Below are 19,650 nucleotides of genomic sequence, written 5' to 3'. Positions count from 1 at the left end.
CCCCTCACGCCGCTCGCCCAGGCCCCGCGTCCCAGTGCCCCCCATCGCCACCGTGCCAGGGCACCCCTCCCTGCGCCAGCACGTTCCCTGCGCCCCGCAAGCCCACACACCCGCACGCCTCCGGCCCCCGCGCGTCCCATGTCCCCGCCTCCCACGCCTCCGGGGTCTTGCGCGCCCGCGCCCCCGGCCTCCGAAAAACCGCCCCTGTCCGCAAATCGGGGCGGTTATGCACCGACCGGTGCGCCCGCGAGCCGGCCCGGGGCGCCCCGCCCCCGCCAAAGCCCCAGGTCGCCGGATGCCGGACGCGCCCGAGGGAGCCGTGGCGGCGGGAGGGCGGGTGCATAACCGTCTCGTTTTGCAGCCGCGGGCCGCTTTCCCCGGGGCGCGCCCTTCACGCCGCGCGCCCAGGCCCCGCGTCCCAGTGCCCCCTCATCGCCACCCGCACCCGTGCCAGCCCCCCCCGCCGCCCACGCACCCCGGCGACGCCCCGACGCCCCGCCCCCGCCCACCCCACGCGCCTAACGCATCGGCTCCCCCTGCTTCACGGACGGGCAACGCCCGGGCGACGGGAGCAACCATGACCGGCGCGCGCACCATACTAGAAGGCAGCACCCGGCCCGAGAGGAGCGCGCCGCGCCGCATGAGGCTCACGGAAAACATAGCCGCCATCTGGCGCGTCTTCACCCGCGACGTGCGGCGTCTGCTGCGCAACCCCGTAGCGCTCATCGTCGTGGCGGGCGTGTGCCTCATGCCCTCGCTCTACGCCTGGTACTGCATAGCCGCCAACTGGGATCCCTACCAGAACACCGCGTCCATCAAGGTGGCCGTGGCCAACTTGGACGAGGGCGCCGACAGCGCCGTGGCCGGCCACCTGGAAGTGGGCGACCAGGTGGTGGAGAAGCTCCACGACAACCACCAGCTGGGCTGGCAGTTCACCGACGAGGAGCAGGCCCGCCGAGGCGTCGAGTCCGGCGAGTACTACGCCGCGCTCATCATCCCGCGCGACTTCAGCGCCGACTTCACGAGCGTCTTCGACGGCAGCTTCACGCAGCCGACCATCGACTACTACGTCAACGAGAAGCTCTCCGCCGTGGCCCCCAAGGTCACCGACGCGGGCGCCACCACGCTGGAGGAGGAGATCAACCGCACCTTCGTCACCACCGTGAGCCAGACGGTGGTCGAGATGGCGCAGAAGGCGGGCACGCAGGTGGAGGACCGCGCCGACGCGGCCACCGGCAGCCTGGCCGACGACCTCACGCGCACGCGGGCCGCCATCGGCGAGACCCGCGCGCTCATCGACGGCACCGCCCCCACGGTGGCGTCCGCGCGCCAGGCCGTGACCAGCGCCGGCGATACGCTGTCGACGCTTGAGGGGGAGCTGCCTCGGCTGGCCGACGACCTCGCGCAGGCCCAGGGCCAGCTCGACGAGGTGCGCGCCGCCGCCCAGACCTACGGCACCAAGCTGGCCGCCGGCATGGCGTCGGGCGCCACGGCCCTGGGCAAGGCGACGCTTGCGGCCGACGGCGCCATCGGCCAGGCCACGGCCAGCCTCCAGCAGGGCCGGCAGCTCGTGGACACGGCCCTAGCCACCGCGCGCCAGCTGCTGCAGGAAAACGACGCGCTCATCGCGGCCCTCGAGCCTGAGGCTGCCTCCTACCCCCAGCTCAAAGACGCGCTTGACCGCCTGCGCGACGAGGACGCGCGCCTCCAGCAGACCGTCGCCAGCCTGGAGGAGCAGTCCCGCGTCCTCGCCGACGCGGCGACTAAGGCAGATCAGGCGGCCTCCGCCGCCGACCAGGCGCTCGGTCAGGCGGCCGACCAGCTGGACGCCGCCTCGCGCAGCCTCACGGACACCGTGCTGCCCGACGTGGGCCGCAGCCTGGACGCGCTCTCGCAGGCGCTCGGCACCCTGCGCGGCGTGACGACCGCCCTCCAGCCAGAGCTCTCCCGGGCACGGGCCACCCTCGCGTCGCTCGACCAGGTCCTCGGCCAGGCTGACGAGGCCGCCCGCGCCGCCGGCGACTCGCTCGCCGCCGTCCAGGACCAGCTCGACGGCATGCTCACCGACCTGGAGGCCCTGCGCAGCTCATCTTCCGTCGACGAGCTCGCCCAGTTCCTGGGGCTCGACGCCCAGGACATCGGCAGCTTCATGGCCGCGCCCGTCAGCCTCAAGACCGTCGACGTCTACCCGGTGCGCAACTACGGGTCGGGCGTGGCGCCCTTCTACACCAACCTGGCCCTCTGGGTGGCCGGCTTCATCCTCATGGCCATCGTGCGCATCCGGGTGGATCCGGAGGGCCTGCCGCCCCTCACCATCACCCAGGCCTACCTGGGGCGCTGGCTGCTGTTCATGGCGCTCGGCCTGGCGCAGGGGCTCATCGTCACCGTAGGCGACCTCGTCTTGGGCATCCAATGCGATAACCCCGCGTTGTTCGTGCTGGCCGGCGTGGTGACCGTGCTCGTGGACGTGAACATCATGTACGCGCTTGCCTACGCGTTCAAGCACATCGGGAAGGCCGTCGCCGTGATTCTGCTCATCATGCAGATCCCCGGGTCGTCGGGCATGTTCCCCATCGAGATGATGCCGCCGTTCTTCCAGGCGCTCAACCCCCTGCTGCCCTTCACCTACTCCATCGACGCCATGCGCGAGGCCATCGGCGGGCTCTACGGGCTGGACTACTGGGCCGACCTCGGGCGGCTGCTGCTCTTCCTGCCGATAGCCCTGTTCACCGGCCTGGTGCTGGGCCGCTACGCCTTCAACCTCAACCTGCTGTTCGACGAGAAGCTCGGCCGGACCGACCTGCTCGACAGCGAGGATCCCGGCGACGGCGCCCACCGTGAGCGCTTCCGCCTGCGCACCATGATGCGCGCCCTGCTGGAGAACGCGAGCTACCGCGCGCAGCTGGCCGACCGCGCCGCGCGCTTCCGCCGCAGCTACCCGCGGCTCATCCGCGCAGGCTGGGTGCTCGTCTTCGCACAGCCGGTGGCGACGTTCCTCGTGATGCTGGCGGTGCGCGCCGACCTGGAGACGAAGATCGTGCTGATGGCGGCCATGGTGGTCGGCATCATCGTGGTGGACGGCTACCTCATCGCCGTCGAGTACGTGAACGCGCGCCTCGCCTCGCGCCTGCGCCTGAGCGAGCTCGGCCCCGATGACCTGGCCCGCGCGGCCCAAGCCTCCCTCCCTGGCACGGCCCAGGTCGCGGCGGGCACCCCCGCCGGCCCGACGCCCGCCCCCGCGCCTGCCGGCCCCGACGACGAGGAGGCCCGCCCATGAGGAACATCGCGCGTCTCTTCCTGCTTGACCTGCGGCACCTCATGGACAACGCCATCGCCGCCATCGTGGTGGTGGGCCTGGTGCTCGTGCCGCCGCTCTACGCGTGGTTCACCACCGCCGGGTTCTGGGATCCCTACGACAACACCGGCAGCATCAAGGTGGCCGTCGCCAACGAGGACGAGGGCTACCAGAGCGACCTCATCCCCGTCAAGGTGAACGCAGGCGAGTCGGTGGCGTCGGCCCTGCGCGCGAACGACCAGTTCGACTGGGTGTTCGTGAGCGAGGAGGAGGCCGTGGAAGGCCTCAAGGCCGGCAGCTACTACGCCGCCATCGTCATCCCTCCCTCGTTCAGCAAGGACCTGCTCACCGTGCTCACCGACCACGTGGAGCACGCCGACATCGTCTACTACGTCAACCAGAAGGAGAACGCCATCGCCCCGCGCGTCACCGGCGCCGGCGCGAGCGCGCTCGAGCAGCAGATAGACGAGACGTTCTCGAAGACGGTGGGCGACGTGGCTCTCGGCACCACGTCCGACCTGATCGGCTTCGTGAACGGCGACGGCATCGCCGCCTACGGAAGCGCGGTGGACGCGCAGCTGGCCCAGGCCGCCGACGAGCTGAGCGGGGCGGCGTCCCAGGCGCGGGCCTTCGGCGCGCTCGTGGGCTCCACGTCCACGCTGGCCCGCGCGTCGGCCGACGTGCTCGGCGGCGCCGACGGCGCGGGCGCAGCCGTCACCCCGCTGCTCGACGAGGCAGACACGGGCATCAACGACGCGACCGAGGCGCTGAAGGGCGCGGCCAGCGCGGCCGACGCGGCCTTCGCCCAGGCCGAGGCCGGCTTCGAGGACGTGGCATCCGCCGTGAACGAGGCGCTCGACGCGCTGGAGAAGGCGCCGGGGGCCGCCCAGGGCGTGCTCGACGCGGCCAGCGGCGACGTGCAGGGCGTCATCGACGCCTACCGCGCCCTGCGCGCGAGCCTTGAGCAGTCCGACCCCGCAAGCCCGCTCCTTCCCCGCGTCGACCAGGCCATCCTCGAGCTAGCCAATCTCCAGGGGTCGATCATCGACGCCTCCGAGGCCCTCGGCCAGGGCGCCGCGGATGCCGAGAAGGCGCGCACGGAGGTAACTGCCCGCATTGACGAGGCGCGCTCAGCCGTCGAGGATCTGCACGCCTCCTACGACGCGCACCTGCGCGACGAGGCAGCGGCCCTAGCCGACACGCTCGAGCACGTGCGCTCCTCCTCGACCGAGCTGGCCGCGCAGGTGGACGCCACGGCGCGCAGCCTCTCGGAGACCTCGAGCTCCCTCGGCGACAACTTGGACGAGGTGGCCTCCTCGCTCGCCAGCACAGCCGAGGTGCTCGGACGCGCCGCCGACGACCTGGCCGCCGCGCGCACCTCGCTCTCCGCGGCCCTGGCCTCGGGCGACACGGGCGCCGTGCGCGCCATCATCGGCTCCGACCCCGCGCGCATCGCCCAGTTCCTGGCCGCCCCCACCCAGCTCGACCGCCACGCCGTGTGGCCCATGGCCGACAACGGCAGCGCCATGTCGCCGTTCTACACGTCGCTCTCGCTCTGGATCGGCGCCATCTTCATGGTGGCCCTCATGCAGGTGGTGGTGAGCCCGCGCCGCCAGGCCCAGCTCGACCATCCCACGCCCGGCCAGCTCTACCTGGGGCGCTACGGCGTGTTCCTCGTGCTCGGCCTGGCCCAGGCCACCATCGTGGCCACCGGCAACGTCTTCTTCCTCGGCGTGCAATGCGACCACGTGCTGCTCTACTACGTGGCCACGTGGGCCGCCGCGCTCGTGTTCACCAACCTGGTGTACACGCTCACCGTGTCCTTCGGCAACATCGGGAAGGCGTGCGCCATCATCCTGCTCGTGCTCCAGCTGGCCGGGTCGGGCGGCATCTTCCCCGTGCAGATGTCCGCCGAGTTCTTCCAGGCCGTCTACCCGTGGCTGCCCTTCACCCATTCCATGGAGGCCCTCCAGAGCGCCATGGCCGGCATCTACGGCAATCAGTACTGGCAGAGCATCGGCCAGCTGCTGGCCCTGCTCGCGCCGTCGCTGTTCCTCGGGCTCGTGCTGCGCCGGCCCGTCATCCGCCTCAACGACTACGTGCTGCGCAAGCTCGCCGAGACCAAGGTAGTCTGAAGTCAAATACAAGCGTAGAGGTCATTTTTTCTCGCGCAATTACCCTCCCAAGGTAGACTTTGCAAGGCATCGTTATTAAACTGTTATCAACGGAGCCGTCGGGAGAATGCTTCGCCCCGTTCCCCACTCCCGCCCAGACGCAGGCATCGTCGCGCGGGATCGCACGTCTGCGCGCCCGCGCCCCTGCGCCCTCGCGTCATCGCACTGCCGCACTACCGCCCTTCGCACCCTTGCGCCCCTCTCGGAAAAGGGGCGCCGCAGAATAGAGAATCGCCGGATGGCGCGCGCAAGCGCACCCCCCGGAAGGAGCCCTATCATGGAGCAGATGATCGAGTTTTGCCACAAGGTGTTCGACCAAAGCGCTGTCGCGTTCGCGATCGCCCGTGTCCATCTGGACGAGTCCGGCACGAGCGCCGTCGACTTCCGCTATGAGTACCTCAACGCCGCCGCCGGCGCGCTCACCGACCAGCGACCGGAGGACCTGCTGGGTCGCGACGCCTACTCCGTATGGCCAGAGGGCGACACCTCCTGGCTGCCGCGCCTTTACCGCGTCGCCTACCTGGGCGAGACCCTTGAGTTCGAGACGGTCTCGGACTCGTACGGCAGGTTCCTCCGCACGTCGATGCTTCCCGTCGACCACGGGATGTGCGCCCTTCTCATGCACGACGTGTCCGAGTGGGTGGAGCCGATGCGCCCCTCGCTTGAGAACGCCGAGGCCGGGGTGCTCTTCTACGACATGGACAGCCACCTGGTGCAGATACCCGCCGCCACCTCGGGCCGATTCAGCCTGCGCCGCACCTATGAGAGCATCGTCGCCTTCTGCGAGGAGAACTTCGGGGCCGCCTGCGTCGACGACGTGCGCCGCCAGGTGGTCGACTTCCGCGACGCGGGCGGCAGCATTCTCTACGAGGGTCAGCTGGCCGACGGCCGCTGGCTGCGCATCAGCCTGGCCCACGCCGGGCGCCCCGGCATGTTCGCCTTCGGGTTCGTGGAGGACATCACGCGCAGCAAGCAGCTGGAGGAGGCGAACGCGCGGCGCATGGGCATCATCGACTCGCTCGGCCGCGAGAACTACGCGCTGTACCTGGCCGACCTCGCGCAGAACACGATGGAGCCCTACCGCATCCGCAAGTCGGCGCCCGACACCGCCCGCTACATGCTGGCCGAGTCGAGCCACTATCAGGAGGGCCTTGAGACCTACATCGACACCTACGTGCACCCCGCCGACCGCGAGCGGGTGCGCGCGGTGCTGCTCATGCCCCACGTCCGCCAGCAGCTCAAGGCCCTGGGCGGCGAGGTCTCAGTCACCTACCGGCGCATCCTCGAGGACGACACCGACTACATGCAGATGCGCGTGCTCAGCCTGGCCGACGGCAGCGACGAGGTGGTCATGGCCGCCCGCGACGTGAGCGCCGAGACGCGTGAGCAGATGCGGCAGAAGGCCCTGCTCCAAGATGCGCTCACCCTGGCGCAGAACGCCAGCAACGCCAAAAGCGCCTTCCTCGCCAACATGAGCCACGACATCCGCACGCCCATGAACGCCATCACCGGGTTCGCGAGCATCGCGCTCGGGCACATGGACGAGACGGCCCGCGTGCAGGACTGTCTGGAGAAGATCCTGGCGTCCAGCAGCCACCTGCTGAACCTCATCAACGACATCCTCGACATGAGCCGCATCGAGAGCGGAAAGGTGGAGATCAACGAGGAGCCGCTGAGCCTGCGCGGCCTGGCTGACGAGCTGCGCGACCTGTTCCAGGGCCAGGCGGCCGAGCGCGGGCTGAGCCTGAGCATCGACTTCTCCGCCATCCACGACGACGAGGTGCTCGGCGACCCGCTGCGCCTGAGCCAGATCCTCGTGAACCTCATCGGCAACGCCATCAAGTTCACCGAGCCCGGCGGCGCCGTCGCCGTGCGCGGCTGGCAGCGTCAGGGCGCGCCCACCGGCTACGGCTCCTACGCCCTGTCCGTCAAGGACACGGGGCGCGGCATGAGCCCGGAGTTCCTCGACCGCATCTTCGAGCCCTTCGAGCGCGAGGTGCCCGACAACGTCCCCAAGGTGGAGGGGACGGGCCTGGGCATGCCCATCACGAAGAACCTCGTGGACATGATGGGCGGCAGCATCGCCATCACGAGCGCCCCAGGTGAGGGATCGGAGTTCGTAGTGGAACTTGACCTGCGGCTGCCCGATGGCGCAAGCGAGCACGCGAGCACCCGGCACTGGTCGTCGCGCGCGGTGCGGCGCGACCCGGCCCGCTTCCGCGGCAAGCGCGTGCTCGTGGCCGACGATGACGACCTGTCGCGCGAGATCATGCAGGCCATCCTCCAGGAGCAGGGACTCGTCGTCGACGCCGCCGAGGACGGCGACGCCGCCGTGGAGATGGTGGCCGCCGCCGAGCCGTTCACCTACGACGCCCTGCTCATGGACATGCACATGCCGCACCTGGGCGGCACCGAGGCCACCCGCGCCATCCGCGCGCTTGAGCGCGACGACGTGGGCGCGCTGCCCATCATCGCCGTCACCGCCGATGCCTTCGAGGAGGATCGCCGCGCCGCCATGGCCGCGGGCATGACCGCCCACGTCTCCAAGCCCCTCGACCTCCCCCGCCTCATCGCCCTTCTCGACGAGCTCCTCTAGCCTCTGCCGCCCCCGTGGCGCGCGCCGCGCGGCATAGGCGCCGTGGGCCGCGCCTCGTGCGCGCCGCGTGGCATCACCGGCCCGCAGCGCCTTTCGCGCGCCATGGGACCCGCGGCGCCTTCGCTCGCGTGCCGGCGGGACGCGGCCCCTACGGCCCGCCGCCCTCCCGCCACCTGGCGGAAGCGCGCCTGCGCGGCGCGATCCCGCCCCGCTTCCGCGCCCCATGTTTTATCATGTACCCCAGGTAAAACGGACGGAAGGCAGGTTCCATGGTTTCACGCGTGTACGTTGAGAAGAAGCCCGGGTTCGACGTGGAGGCGCGGCAGCTGGCCGACGAGCTGCGCGGCATCCTGGGCATCGAGCGGCTGGAGGGGCTGCGCCTGGTCAACCGCTACGACGTGGAGGGCGCGAGTCGCGAGCTGTTCGAGTCCTGCGTGCCCACCGTGTTCAGCGAGCCGCAGTCCGACACCGCCAGCTTCGAGCTGCCCGACGCGAACGGCGCGACCGTGTTCGCCGTGGAGTTCCTGCCCGGCCAGTTCGACCAGCGCGCCGATTCCGCCAGCGAGTGCATCCAGCTCATCAGCCAGGGCGAGCGCCCGACGGTCCGCTCCGCCACGGTCTACCTGCTGGAGGGCCCCCTCACCGACGAGGACGTGGCCGCCGTCAAGCGCTACGTCATCAACCCGGTGGAGGCCCGCGAGGCGTCGCTCGACACCGTGGACACGCTGGCCGTGGACTATCCGCAGCCCGACCCGGTGGAGGTGATCGAGGGCTTCCGCGAGCTCAGCCGCGAGGAGCTTGCCGCCTTCATCGCCGAGCGCGGCCTGGCCATGGACCTGGCCGACATCGTCTTCTGTCAGGAGTACTTCGCCGAGGAGCAGCGCGACCCCACCATCACCGAGATCCGCATGATCGACACCTACTGGTCCGACCACTGCCGCCACACCACCTTCGGCACCGAGCTCACCAACGTGACCATCGACGACGACGCCGTGCGCGCCGCGTTCGAGCGCTACCTGGAGCTGCGCCACGAGCTGGGACGCGACGCCAAGCCGGTGTGCCTCATGGACATGGGCACCATCGGCGCGCGCTGGCTCAAGGCCCGTGGCATCATGACCGGCCTGGACGAGTCCGAGGAGATCAACGCCTGCACCGTGAAGGTGAAGGTGGACGTGGACGGCGAGGAGCAGGACTGGCTCTACCTGTTCAAGAACGAGACCCACAACCACCCCACCGAGATCGAGCCCTTCGGCGGCGCGGCCACCTGCGTGGGCGGCGCCATCCGCGACCCTCTGTCCGGCCGCAGCTACGTCTACCAGGCCATGCGCCTCACCGGCGCGGCTGACCCGCTGGCACCCGTGAGCGAGACGCTGCCCGGCAAGCTGCCGCAGCGCAAGCTCGTGACCACCGCAGCGGCCGGCTACTCCTCCTACGGCAACCAGATTGGCCTGGCCACCGGCCAGGTGAACGAGCTCTACCACCCCGGCTACGCCGCCAAGCGCATGGAGATCGGCGCCGTGGTGGGCGCCACCCCAGCCGACCATGTGCGCCGCGAGACGCCCGCGCCGGGCGACGTGGTGGTGCTGCTGGGTGGCCGCACGGGCCGCGACGGCATCGGCGGGGCCACCGGCTCGTCCAAGTCGCACACGCTCGAGTCCATGGAGACCTGCGGCGCGGAAGTGCAGAAGGGCAACGCGCCGGTCGAGCGCAAGATCCAGCGCCTGTTCCGCCGTGGGGACGCCTGCCGCATGATCAAGCGCTGCAACGACTTCGGCGCCGGCGGCGTGTCGGTGGCCGTGGGCGAGCTGGCCGACGGCCTGCAGATCAACCTGGACGCCGTGCCCAAGAAGTACGAGGGCCTCGACGGCACCGAGCTGGCCATCGCCGAGAGCCAGGAGCGCATGGCCGTGGCCCTGGCTCCCCAGGACGTGGACGCGTTCATCGCGCTGGCCCACGAGGAGAACCTGGAGGCCACGCCCATCGCCGTGGTCACCGAGGAGCCGCGCGTGCGCATGGACTGGAACGGGGAGCGCATCGTGGACGTGAGCCGCGCCTTCCTGGCTTCCAATGGCGCCCCGAAGGCCCAGGACGTGGCCGTGGCAGCTGGCGGCACCTGGGAGGCGCCTGCCGCCTGGGGCCACGCTGGCGACCCTTTGGCCGAGCGCCTGGAAGCCGTGCTGACCGACCTCAACGTGGCGTCGAACAAGGGACTGGCCGAGCGTTTCGACGCCACCATCGGCGCCGCCACGGTGCTCATGCCCTTCGGTGGCCAGCACCAGCTGACGCCTGCCATGGCCATGGTGGCCAAGATGCCCGTGGACGGCGAGACCACCACCTGCTCGGGCCTGGCCTGGGGCTTCAACCCGCACCTGAGCAGCGCCAACCAGTACCAGGGCGCCTACCTGGCCGTGGTCGAGTCGGTGTCCAAGCTGGTGGCCGCGGGCTTCCGGCGCGAGGACGCCTACCTCACCTTCCAGGAGTACTTCGAGAAGCTGCGCGACGAGCCGGGCCGCTGGGGCCGTCCCGTGGCGTCGGTGCTCGGCGCTCTCATGGCGCAGCTTGACCTGGGCGTGGGCGCCATCGGCGGCAAGGACTCGATGTCCGGCTCGTTCGAGGCGCTCGACGTGCCGCCGACGCTCGTGTCGTTCGCCACGGCCGTGGGGCCGGTGTCGCGCGTGACGTCGCCGGAGTTCAAGGGCGCCGGCCACCGCGTGCTGTGCCTGGCGCCGGCGCCGGCCGAGGGCGCGGCGGGCGCGGGCGGGCTGGTGCCCGATGCTACGTCGCTGCGCGCGGTGCTCGACGCCGTGGAGGCGCTCGTGGGCGCCGGCGACGCGCTGGCCGTGTCCACGCCGGGCTACGGCGCCGGCGCGGAAGCGCTGTTCAAGATGTGCGTGGGCAACGGCCTGGGCGTGGCGCTCGCGCCCACGTTCGCCGCCGACGCGCTGTTCACGCCGGCCTACGGCAGCTTCTTCGTGGAGCTGGCCGACGGCGCCGCCGTGCCCGAGGTGGGCGCGAACGCAGCCGTGGGCGTCATCGGCGAGACGACGACCACGTTCTCGCTGGTCGCCGGCGACCAGGAGGTGGCGCTCGCGCCGCTCCAGGAGGCCTGGGAGGCGCGCATGGAGCCCGTCTTCCCCTATCGCACGCCGGCTGCCGAGCGCGCCGAGCTACCGACGGTGCCGCAGGTCAGCTACACCGAGGGCGTCGGCGCCGCCTACCACGGCCCAGCGCTTCTGGGCGAGGCGGGCAAGCCGCGCGTCATCATCCCCGTGTTCCCCGGCAACAACTGCGAGTTCGACTCCGCCCGCGCCTTCGAACGCGCAGGGGCGCGGGCTTCCACGCTGGTGGTGAACAACCTGACGCCGGCCGCCGTGGCCGAGAGCACCGAGGCGCTCGTGCGCGCCATCGGCGAGAGCCAGATCGTCATGATCCCCGGCGGCTTCTCCGGCGGCGACGAGCCCGACGGGTCGGCCAAGTTCATCACCGCGTTCTTCCGCGCGCCCGCCGTCACCGAGGCCGTGCGCGACCTGCTGCAGCGCCGCGACGGCCTGATGCTCGGCATCTGCAACGGCTTCCAGGCGCTCGTCAAGCTGGGGCTCGTGCCCTTCGGCGACATCCGCCCCATGGACGAGGAGTGCCCCACCCTCACCTTCAACAGCATCGGCCGCCACCAGAGCCGCCTCGTGCGCACCCGCGTGGCGTCCAACCTGTCACCGTGGTTCAGCGCCTGCGAGGTAGGCGACATCCACACCGTGGCCATCAGCCACGGCGAGGGCCGCTTCGTGGCGCCGCCGGCCGTGCTGGACGCGCTGGTCGCCGGCGGGCAGGTGGCCACGCAATACGTGGACGCCGCAGGCACGCCGTCAATGGACCTGGCCGTCAACCCCAACGGATCGCTGCTCGCCATCGAGGGCATCACGAGCCCCGACGGCCGCGTGCTCGGCAAGATGGGCCACACCGAGCGCATCGGCGACGCCGTCTACAAGAACGTCCCCGGCAACAAGTGGCAGCCCCTCTTCGAGGGAGGCGTCGCGTACTTCAAGTAAGTCGCACGCGCAGGCGGGGGCGGCCCATGGCTGCCCCCGTTTTTTGTTGCCCGCACCCGGTGCCTGCCAGCCGCGTTCGACACCGCACCGCGCCCGCTCCGCCGTCCCCGTGCCGCCCGTCGCGCTCCGACGCCGCCCAGCCGCACCCAGCGCTTGCCCCTTCGCACGCGCGCTCGGCACCGCCCTGCGCCCACCCCGGCGTCCCCGTACCGCCACCACGCCCAATGCGCCTCAACGTCGCCCGGCGCGCCCGTCACGCCCGTCACACCCAGCACGCCCAGTACGCCCAGTACGCCTCAAGTCGCTCAGCGTCAGCCGCCGCGAGCCCGACCGCCACTTTTCCGCGCGAAACTGGCACTCATCGTCAGTTTGGTACGGTTCCAGGCCTCCCAATGCGGCCCTTTGACGAATTCGCTCGATGCCGACCTGGGCTTTTGCGGCCAACCCGATCACGCGCGCCTCGCTGGAGGGGTTTTGACCGTACCAAACTGACGATAAGTGCCATCAGAAGCTCAAAACGTGGCATTCACCCATCAGCCCGGAGCAAATGAGCCGCGCCTGCCCTTTGGCGAGCATCCAGCAGGAGCCCCCGAAGCCGATCCTTGGCCATCTGCCCTTGCGGCTGAGATCCGCGGACACGCTGGCCAAGGGCCCGCGCGAGCCCGCTCGCCAAGCCGTCCATGGCCGCCTCGCTCTTTATCTCGGCGTTGGTAAGCGTGATGACGTCGATCCCCAGGTGCTTCAACACGTTACGCCTCTTGGAATCTGCCACGTAAGCCGGCAGCCCCGCGTGGAACTGGTCGCTCTCGTACTCGAGCGCGACGTTTGCCTGCGACCAGAGCAAGTCGCAGCGGAGGCTCCTCTTGCCCAGGATCCTCCGGCTCGCCTCATCGAGCAAGACGACTCCGTTCAGCTCCGGACGGCGCAGCCCGTAGCCGCCCAGGCGGGGAGGCAGCGTGAGGAGCATCGCCACGTGCGCCTCGCGCGGCGACGCCGCCCCCGCCAGCACGAGGGACGCAGCGCGAACCGCCTTCTCACGCCCGCGGCTGCGCACCGCGGCGCGCGCAAAGCGCTCCAACGTCGCGGGCGCGACGGCCGGCAGGCAAGGGCAGAAGCCACTCCCCCGGCTGTAAGTGAATCCGCCGCAGAGCTCATAGCCCAATTCAACCAGGTGCTCCAAGCGCAGCTCAGGCGCCAGCTCAAGGAAGAGCATCGCCGGCGAGCTCACGTAGACCCCCTTGAGCACCCTGACGTACGATCCCCGCTCCCCTCCACGGTGCCAACGGTGCCGCATCAGCCCCCGCGCCTTCGCGCGGCGCGCTCCCTCGGGAACCGACACGTGAAGCTCATCATCGCCCGGAAGCGCCACGTGCGCGGCATCCCGTATCTCCAAGAGGCTCGGCGCCATGCCTGCGTATTGATCGGCGCGAACCGCCATGGGGCGGCAGTGGCGAAACTCGCGGTAGCGGCGCCAGAAGGAAAGCGCGCTCTGGTGAGTGAAGTAGACAGACATGGGCTCCTCCGCTCCAAACAGGGACACATGCCCCCACCCTAGCGGCCCCTCGCTACGCCGCGTCGTCCAGCCGTCAGCGGGGCGGGACTCGGGCAACACGGCCCCCGCCTTCCCCCGTCGGCGCCGCGGCAGCGGCCCCTCCGTCGCAACGCCCTGCCAGGCGGCGCCCCGTCAATCGCAACACCACACCAGCGCGGCGCCACGCCAAGCGCGGCCCCCGACCTCTCCTGCACGCCCGCAAACAGCGGCCCTTCTGCCACAGCGTCCTGCCAAGCGGCGCCCCGTATCCTCCCAGCCCCGCCGAAACGAAGCCGCAGGGCGCGCCCCAAGGTCGCCAGAACGTGCCCCCGCCTCCTCTGCCGTGCGTCTCGCCCGACGCATTTGCCCCGCCGATCGCCTACGCCAGCCAGCCGCCACAACCGCCCCTCGCGTCCACCAGCCGCCCGCACCCGCGCCCGCTGGCGTCGGCAGCCTACGCTCGCCCCGGGCGCACGGGCTCCTCGCACCAAGCAGGGGCGCTGTCGGACGTCTGCGCTCGCCAGAACGTCGTGTAGCGATCGGTGACGGAGTCGTACTTCAGCACCGGCACCACGCCCGACCTCTCGGTGGAGCCGTCCAGATAGAAGTGCGCCTGGCCATCCCAATACACGCGGTTCTCGCCGCAGAGGCCGTAGGTGCCCACATGACCTGCGACGATATCCTTCGGGAACGACCCGACGCTAGCCGGCACCTTCCCCAGGAAGTACCAGTCCTCGCAAGCCACCCGCCACAGGTCCCCAGCTTCCTCGTCAATGCCGGCATGGACGAAGATCTGCCGCTCGGTCTCGTAGAACAGGGGCAGATCGCGCAGCCATCGCCGCGTCGTGGGCAAGAGCGCATCCCCGCAAGCCTCCAAGTAGGCGTCCTCGTGGTTGCCCTTCAGCACCACCACCTGGCCGGGATGCGCCTCCTGCAGCCGGCGGATGCGGTCGAACCACTCCGGCGCCTGCCAGTCGTGGTCGATGTAGTCGCCGCACAGCACCAGCATCACGTCAGGATCGTCCAGATCCACCAGGGACAGCGCCTCCTCGAAGGGCGCCTCCTGGCCGTGGATGTCGCTCATGGCATAGATGATCAAGCAGAACCTCCCTCTCATACAACCTGGCAGCCAACCGCGAGCAGGGCGTCCGATGCGCAATCGGAAGGTGCGTCGCGCCGGCTCCGCGCGCCGCCGAGCCGGGCGCGCCGCATACCCAGCGCAGCCCCGCGCGACCCCGCGTCCGCCGTGCCGTCAGCCTACCTCCAAGCCCGCGCCCGTCTCGGGGTTCAGCTCCACGATGCCCTCGAACAGGCACGAGAAGCGCCCGTCATAGAGCCCCGCCGAGTCCTCGTGGAAGTGCCCGAAGTACCAGTACCGAAAGTCTATCTCATCAACGAGGCGCCGCAGCCACTCAGTCAACTCGTCAGCCTGGGAAAACTGCGCGCTCACGATCTCGTCGATCACCTGGGTGGGACAAGTGTGGGACAGCACGACGTCAACGGCGCCGCCGACGGCCGCCAGGTTGGCGCACGCCTCGTCATACTCGTCAGGCTCGGGCATCTCCTCGGGCCACCAGCTGATCCCCTCGATGCGATGGGCCCAGTCCGGCGAGTGCGCGCCGCCCATGGCGAAGAAGCGCAGGCCGTCGATGTCGAACACCTGCCCGCGCATCAGGTGGATCAGCCGGTCTGAGATGCGGTTCACCAGCCCGCCGTGCCAGCGCTCCGCCTCCAAGGCCCGAAGCGTGTCGTGATTCTCGTGGTTGCCGTCGATGAACAGCACCGTCCACGGCAGCTCGGTCAGGGCGTCGATCACCTCCTGATCACGCGCGTCGTACGCGGGCAGGTCCCACGTCTGCGTGCGCCAGATGCACGCCACGTCCCCGACGATGATCAGGTAGTCATCGGCCGTCGGGCGCCAGTCGCGCCCCTCCCAGGCGGCAGCGCGCAGCTTGTCGATGTCGTACAGTCCGTGGGTGTCCCCCGTGAGGTAGACGGTCATGAGGCTCCTCTCAGTCGTGGGGCAGGCGCACGCCCGCCCCCGTCCCGCATGCAAGCTCCGCCAGCATCAGGTTGCCGCGTGCGATGATGCAAGCGTTCATGCTCATCAGGCACGCGAGGACGTCCCGCCGCCCCTCGGGACGCAGGTAGCCGAAGCCGTGCCCCGCAAAGAACGGGCGCACCGCGTAGCCGTCGTCGACGTAGGGCTGGAGGAAGTTCTGCCGAACGAACGCGCGCCAGCCCTCCTCCGCCCGTCCGAAGGAGTTGAGCCACCGGCCGCACGCCGCCAGGACGCCGGCGTTGAGCGGCGTGTCGGGCACGGCGGCGTCCTCGGGCGCCTGATGCTGCTGCTTGGTCAGGTACCAGTCGCGAACGAAGATGAGCGTGAGGTCCCAGTAATCCATCGTAGACCAGTAGCGCCCCGCGTTGAAGCCCTTCTGGCAGGGAATGAGGTTGCCCAACGTGTGGCTGAGGCGGGCGAAGATCCGCAGCTGAGCCATCACCTCCCCATCCACCGATCCGTGGAAGGCCTCCCCATCATCCAAGATGGCAGGGATGTCACCCTGCACGACCTCGCGGGAGAGCGCCTGCTTGTAGGTGGTCCAGAAGCTGTTCGTCACATCGCCTCCGGAAAGCTCGCAGGCCACGCGCCGCGCCTTCGCGACGGTCACGTCAGGGTACGCATCATACGGAAAGTACGGGGGGATGAGGAGGAATTGGACGTGCCCCTCGCGGCTCCCCAATTCCTCGACGCGGTAGCCCCACAGCGCCTCGTAGAGGCGCGCGACCGCCTCCGGGCCGCGGGCGGTGGTGCAGTAGGGCCGCCCCCGGTTCCAAACCCAGAAGGCGGAGCCGTCGCAGTCGTAGGAGCTCGAGCCGCGGCTCTTGTAGGCGAGCACCGCCTCGATGGGATCCCGCGCATCGCCGAACGCGTCGCCGAAGAACGCCTCCTTGAGGTCGGGGAAGCGGCGGTCGACGTCCTCCAGGGCGATGGCGCCGCCCGCAAGGGCCGTGCGAACGGTGCCGTAGTCAGTCGAGGCAAGGGGGTCGGTCATGGCAGCAGTCCTTTCTCGTGGGGGTCTTCGGGGAGGCGGGCGGAACCGGCGCCCTATGCGGCCAGGAATCCGACGGGACGCGCTCCGGAGCCGACCGGCACGCCGCCCCTGGCGAAGTCCTCAGGCTCAAGCGCGGTCAGGCGCTCCACCGGCAGCTCGCCGACGGCGCGCCCCTCCCGGGCAGCCTCCGCGGCCAGACGCGTGGCCTGGGCGAGAAGCGCCTCCTCCAGCAGGTTGCGCGCGTAGCGGGCGTTGCCGAAGTTCGGCTGCGCCGCCGCCTTCGCGAAGAGGCCCCGCGCGCGCTCGGCCGCACCCTCGGCCAGCGCGAAGCCCTGCTTGCGGGCCATCAGCCGCAGCACGTCGACCAGCTCGTCGACGCCGTAGTCGGGAAACTCGATGTGCGTGCGCACGCGGGAGGCAAAGCCCGGATTGGCGGCGAACAGCTCGTCGATCTCGCGCGTGTAGCCCGCGAAGATCACCACCACGTCCTCGCGCAGCTTCTCCATCTGATCGACGAGGGCCGTGACGGCCTCCTCGCCGTAGCCGCCATGCTGGTTGTCGTTGAGCGCATACGCCTCGTCGATGAGGATGACCGACCCCTTCGCGCGGCTGAACAGCGCGGCCACCTTGGGAGCCGTGCCGCCGATGTAGGACGCCACCAGATCCTGCCGGCCGCACTCGTAGAACTCGCCCACCGAGAGCACGCCCTCCTCCTTCAGGATACGGCCAATCAGCCGCGCCACCTCGGTCTTACCCGTGCCCGGGTTGCCCTTGAAGGCCAGGTGCAGCGGGACAAACGGCGCGTCGATGCCCGCATCGCGCCGCGCCTTCTGCGCCCTCATCAGGTCGAGCCACGTCGACACGAGCTGCTTCACCTCGGCCAACCCCACCAGATCAGCCAGCTCCTCGCGAGCGCTGCGGGCCGGCCTGGCCGCCACCGTGCCCACGTCGTCAGGCAGAAGCAGGCTGAGCGTCTCCTCGGTGTAGCCCTCGGCGGGCGCCTTGCGGGCCAGACGCGTCTGCTGGCGCCCGCAGGCGTCCTCGAACAGCTTGCGCACGAACCGCGCGTTGCCCTCGTCGTCGCGCCTGCCGCCGCGGGCCAGCAGGTCGCGCACACGCGCGAGCGTCTCCGGCGGCACGGTCAGCCGGGCGCGTCGCGCCATCAGCTGGAAGATCTCCAGCTTCTCGGCGTCGGAGTAGCTGGGAAAGCGCAGGCAGAAGCCCACGCGCGAGCGGAACCCGGGGTTGGTGAGGAACAGCTGCTCCATGTCGGCCTCGTACCCAGCCAGGATGACCACCACCTCGTCGCGGTACTGCTCCATGGAGGCGATGAGCGACGCCACCGTGTCGCCGTAGCCGATCAGGCTGTAGGCCTCGTCGATGAACAGCACCGACCCGCGCGCCGCCTCGAAGGCCTCGTTGACGTTGAAGAGGCGCGCACCCGAGCGCACGACCAGGCGCCCCTCGCTCAGCACGCGCTGCTCACGCAGGATCTCGGCGTACAGCTGCGCCACCTCGGTCTTGCCCGTGCCCGGCTCGCCAAGAAACGCCAGGTGCATCGAGAACGGCCGCGCCGGAAGCCCCGCCAGGGCGAGCTCGCGATTCATTCGAACGCGCGCCAGGATGTCGGCGACGTGCCGCTTCACGTCCGCCAGCCCCACGAGCGCGTTCAGGCGCTCCAGGGCGCTCTGGCCCTTCGCCTGCCGGCGGGCGAGGGAACGCTCGGCCACCGGCTCATAGGAGGGAAACCGCTCGTGGGTGAGCTTGTCGCGCCGCCACTCCTCGTAGAGCGCCCCCAGGTCGGAGAACGAGCTGTCCTCCAAGCGCGCGTCCACGAGCGCCGCCAGCTGGGCGTCGGGCGCAAGCCCCTCGTCACAGGCGCGCTCCTCAAGCACCGCGCGCACCGCGGCGGCACCCATGGCCTGGATGCTCGGCACCGCATCACGGCGCAGCTCGACCCACGGCACGGCAAAGCGCGACTGGATGCGCTGCTTCAGCGCGTCGGCGCCCTCGGGAATGACCATGACCACCTGCACGGTATGCGGGTGCCGCGCCAGCGCGTCCAGAAGGCGCGTGAGCAGCTGGTAGGGATAGCTGGCAAAGGCGCCGCCCTCGTCGAACGTGCCGTAGCGGATGACGAGCACCATACCCTCGAGCGACTCCACGAGCGCATCGTTCATGCAGGTGAGGAAGTACTCATCTGTGCTGCGCTTCTTCTCGCCGCTGTGGAACTTGTCGAGGTCAAAGGTGATGGCGCAGGCGGATGGCACGCGCCCCTCCTCCTTCAACGAGAACAGCAGCGCATCGAGAGCCGGACCGTACTCATGGACGTTCATTCCCTCGATGAGGTAGTGGGCGGGCAGGAACGGCTGAGTCGGGGACGCCGGAGTGCCGACCGGTCGATCCCCCGTCGACCGAGCCGCGCCCTCGCCGGCCGCCGTGCGGCCCATGCGCTCCAGCTCCTCGGCCAAGCAGCGACTGTAGCGCGTGCCCTCCACCGGGTCGTGAGACGCCCGCCCGATGGGCTTGTCGTCCACGCAGCCCACCTCCTGCAAGAGCGTGCAGAACTCGTTCGCACCCAGAACCTGGGAAAACCGCCGCACCGCAACGCCTCCGGCGTAGGGTGTCTCGCCGAAGCACTCCCGATAGGTCGAGTCCTCGATCGCACGCACCCGCACGGTGCCCTCCACGTCCCAGTCACGACAGGCCTCCACAATGCAGTCCTCAAGGTCGGCCAGATCATAGCGGGGATTAGCCACTGCCGCCAAGATGCGGAACTGCGTCTCGCCATCGCCGCGCCTGAAAGAGCTCCGGTCATCGTCGGAAATGAGGAAGAGCCTGTTCCCCCAGGACTTGAACGGATGCTCGTCGTAGAGCCAAGTGCCCCTCATGTCAGCATCGGTGACGCAGGTAATCCTGTAGAACCTCATGATCGCCCCTCCTCCTCGTTCG

General features: G+C 70.2%; 9 protein-coding genes. 4 read left to right on the top strand and 5 right to left on the bottom strand.

Translation table 11 applies throughout. The features are described from left to right. The first annotated feature begins 640 nt into the window (after positions 1–640). From AC6I0Y_RS01240 to AC6I0Y_RS01225, 4 genes are all read left to right on the top strand, one after another. A complete protein-coding gene (locus AC6I0Y_RS01240) occupies positions 641–3,277 on the top strand; it encodes a YhgE/Pip domain-containing protein (RefSeq protein ID WP_497732464.1) in 2,637 nt (878 codons plus the stop codon). Next, positions 3,274–5,430, top strand: coding sequence for a YhgE/Pip domain-containing protein (locus AC6I0Y_RS01235; RefSeq protein ID WP_497732461.1), 2,157 nt, complete (start codon positions 3,274–3,276; stop codon positions 5,428–5,430). The genes AC6I0Y_RS01240 and AC6I0Y_RS01235 overlap by 4 nt, the downstream gene beginning before the upstream one ends. 316 nt (positions 5,431–5,746) lie before the next feature. Next, complete coding sequence (locus AC6I0Y_RS01230) at positions 5,747–8,065, top strand: ATP-binding protein (RefSeq protein ID WP_497732459.1); 2,319 nt, start codon at positions 5,747–5,749, stop codon at positions 8,063–8,065. Between the two features lie 269 nt (positions 8,066–8,334). Beyond that, positions 8,335–12,111: a phosphoribosylformylglycinamidine synthase gene (locus AC6I0Y_RS01225; RefSeq protein WP_497732457.1), complete on the top strand. Its 3,777-nt coding sequence runs from the start codon at positions 8,335–8,337 to the stop codon at positions 12,109–12,111. 526 nt (positions 12,112–12,637) lie between these two features. Here the strand turns inward: AC6I0Y_RS01225 and AC6I0Y_RS01220 are convergent. From AC6I0Y_RS01220 to AC6I0Y_RS01200, 5 genes are all read right to left on the bottom strand, one after another. Further along, entirely contained in the window at positions 12,638–13,624 is a 987-nt protein-coding gene (locus tag AC6I0Y_RS01220) for a hypothetical protein (protein WP_497732455.1), read from the bottom strand. A 472-nt stretch (positions 13,625–14,096) separates the two neighbouring features. Beyond that, a complete protein-coding gene (locus AC6I0Y_RS01215; protein ID WP_497732452.1) occupies positions 14,097–14,741 on the bottom strand; it encodes a metallophosphoesterase in 645 nt (214 codons plus the stop codon). Positions 14,742–14,894: 153 nt separating this feature from the next. Further along, a complete protein-coding gene (locus tag AC6I0Y_RS01210) occupies positions 14,895–15,644 on the bottom strand; it encodes a metallophosphoesterase family protein (protein ID WP_497732449.1) in 750 nt (249 codons plus the stop codon). Positions 15,645–15,654: 10 nt separating this feature from the next. Next, positions 15,655–16,698, bottom strand: coding sequence for a hypothetical protein (locus AC6I0Y_RS01205; protein WP_497732446.1), 1,044 nt, complete (start codon positions 16,696–16,698; stop codon positions 15,655–15,657). A 53-nt stretch (positions 16,699–16,751) separates the two neighbouring features. After that, complete coding sequence (locus tag AC6I0Y_RS01200) at positions 16,752–19,628, bottom strand: AAA family ATPase (RefSeq protein WP_497732443.1); 2,877 nt, start codon at positions 19,626–19,628, stop codon at positions 16,752–16,754. Positions 19,629–19,650 lie beyond the last annotated feature (22 nt).

Source organism: Adlercreutzia sp. St.1H8 (assembly GCF_059728655.1).
This window is presented reverse-complemented; position numbering and strand designations above follow the sequence as displayed.

What these genes read in the sequence shown, in the direction of transcription:
- AC6I0Y_RS01205 (WP_497732446.1), bottom strand. Translation starts at nt 16,698, where the DNA reads ATGACCGACCCCCTTGCCTCGACTGACTACGGCACCGTTCGCACGGCC.
- AC6I0Y_RS01230 (WP_497732459.1), top strand. Translation starts at nt 5,747, where the DNA reads ATGGAGCAGATGATCGAGTTTTGCCACAAGGTGTTCGACCAAAGCGCT.
- AC6I0Y_RS01240 (WP_497732464.1), top strand. Translation starts at nt 641, where the DNA reads ATGAGGCTCACGGAAAACATAGCCGCCATCTGGCGCGTCTTCACCCGC.
- AC6I0Y_RS01235 (WP_497732461.1), top strand. Translation starts at nt 3,274, where the DNA reads ATGAGGAACATCGCGCGTCTCTTCCTGCTTGACCTGCGGCACCTCATG.
- AC6I0Y_RS01210 (WP_497732449.1), bottom strand. Translation starts at nt 15,644, where the DNA reads ATGACCGTCTACCTCACGGGGGACACCCACGGACTGTACGACATCGAC.
- AC6I0Y_RS01225 (WP_497732457.1), top strand. Translation starts at nt 8,335, where the DNA reads ATGGTTTCACGCGTGTACGTTGAGAAGAAGCCCGGGTTCGACGTGGAG.
- AC6I0Y_RS01220 (WP_497732455.1), bottom strand. Translation starts at nt 13,624, where the DNA reads ATGTCTGTCTACTTCACTCACCAGAGCGCGCTTTCCTTCTGGCGCCGC.
- AC6I0Y_RS01200 (WP_497732443.1), bottom strand. Translation starts at nt 19,628, where the DNA reads ATGAGGTTCTACAGGATTACCTGCGTCACCGATGCTGACATGAGGGGC.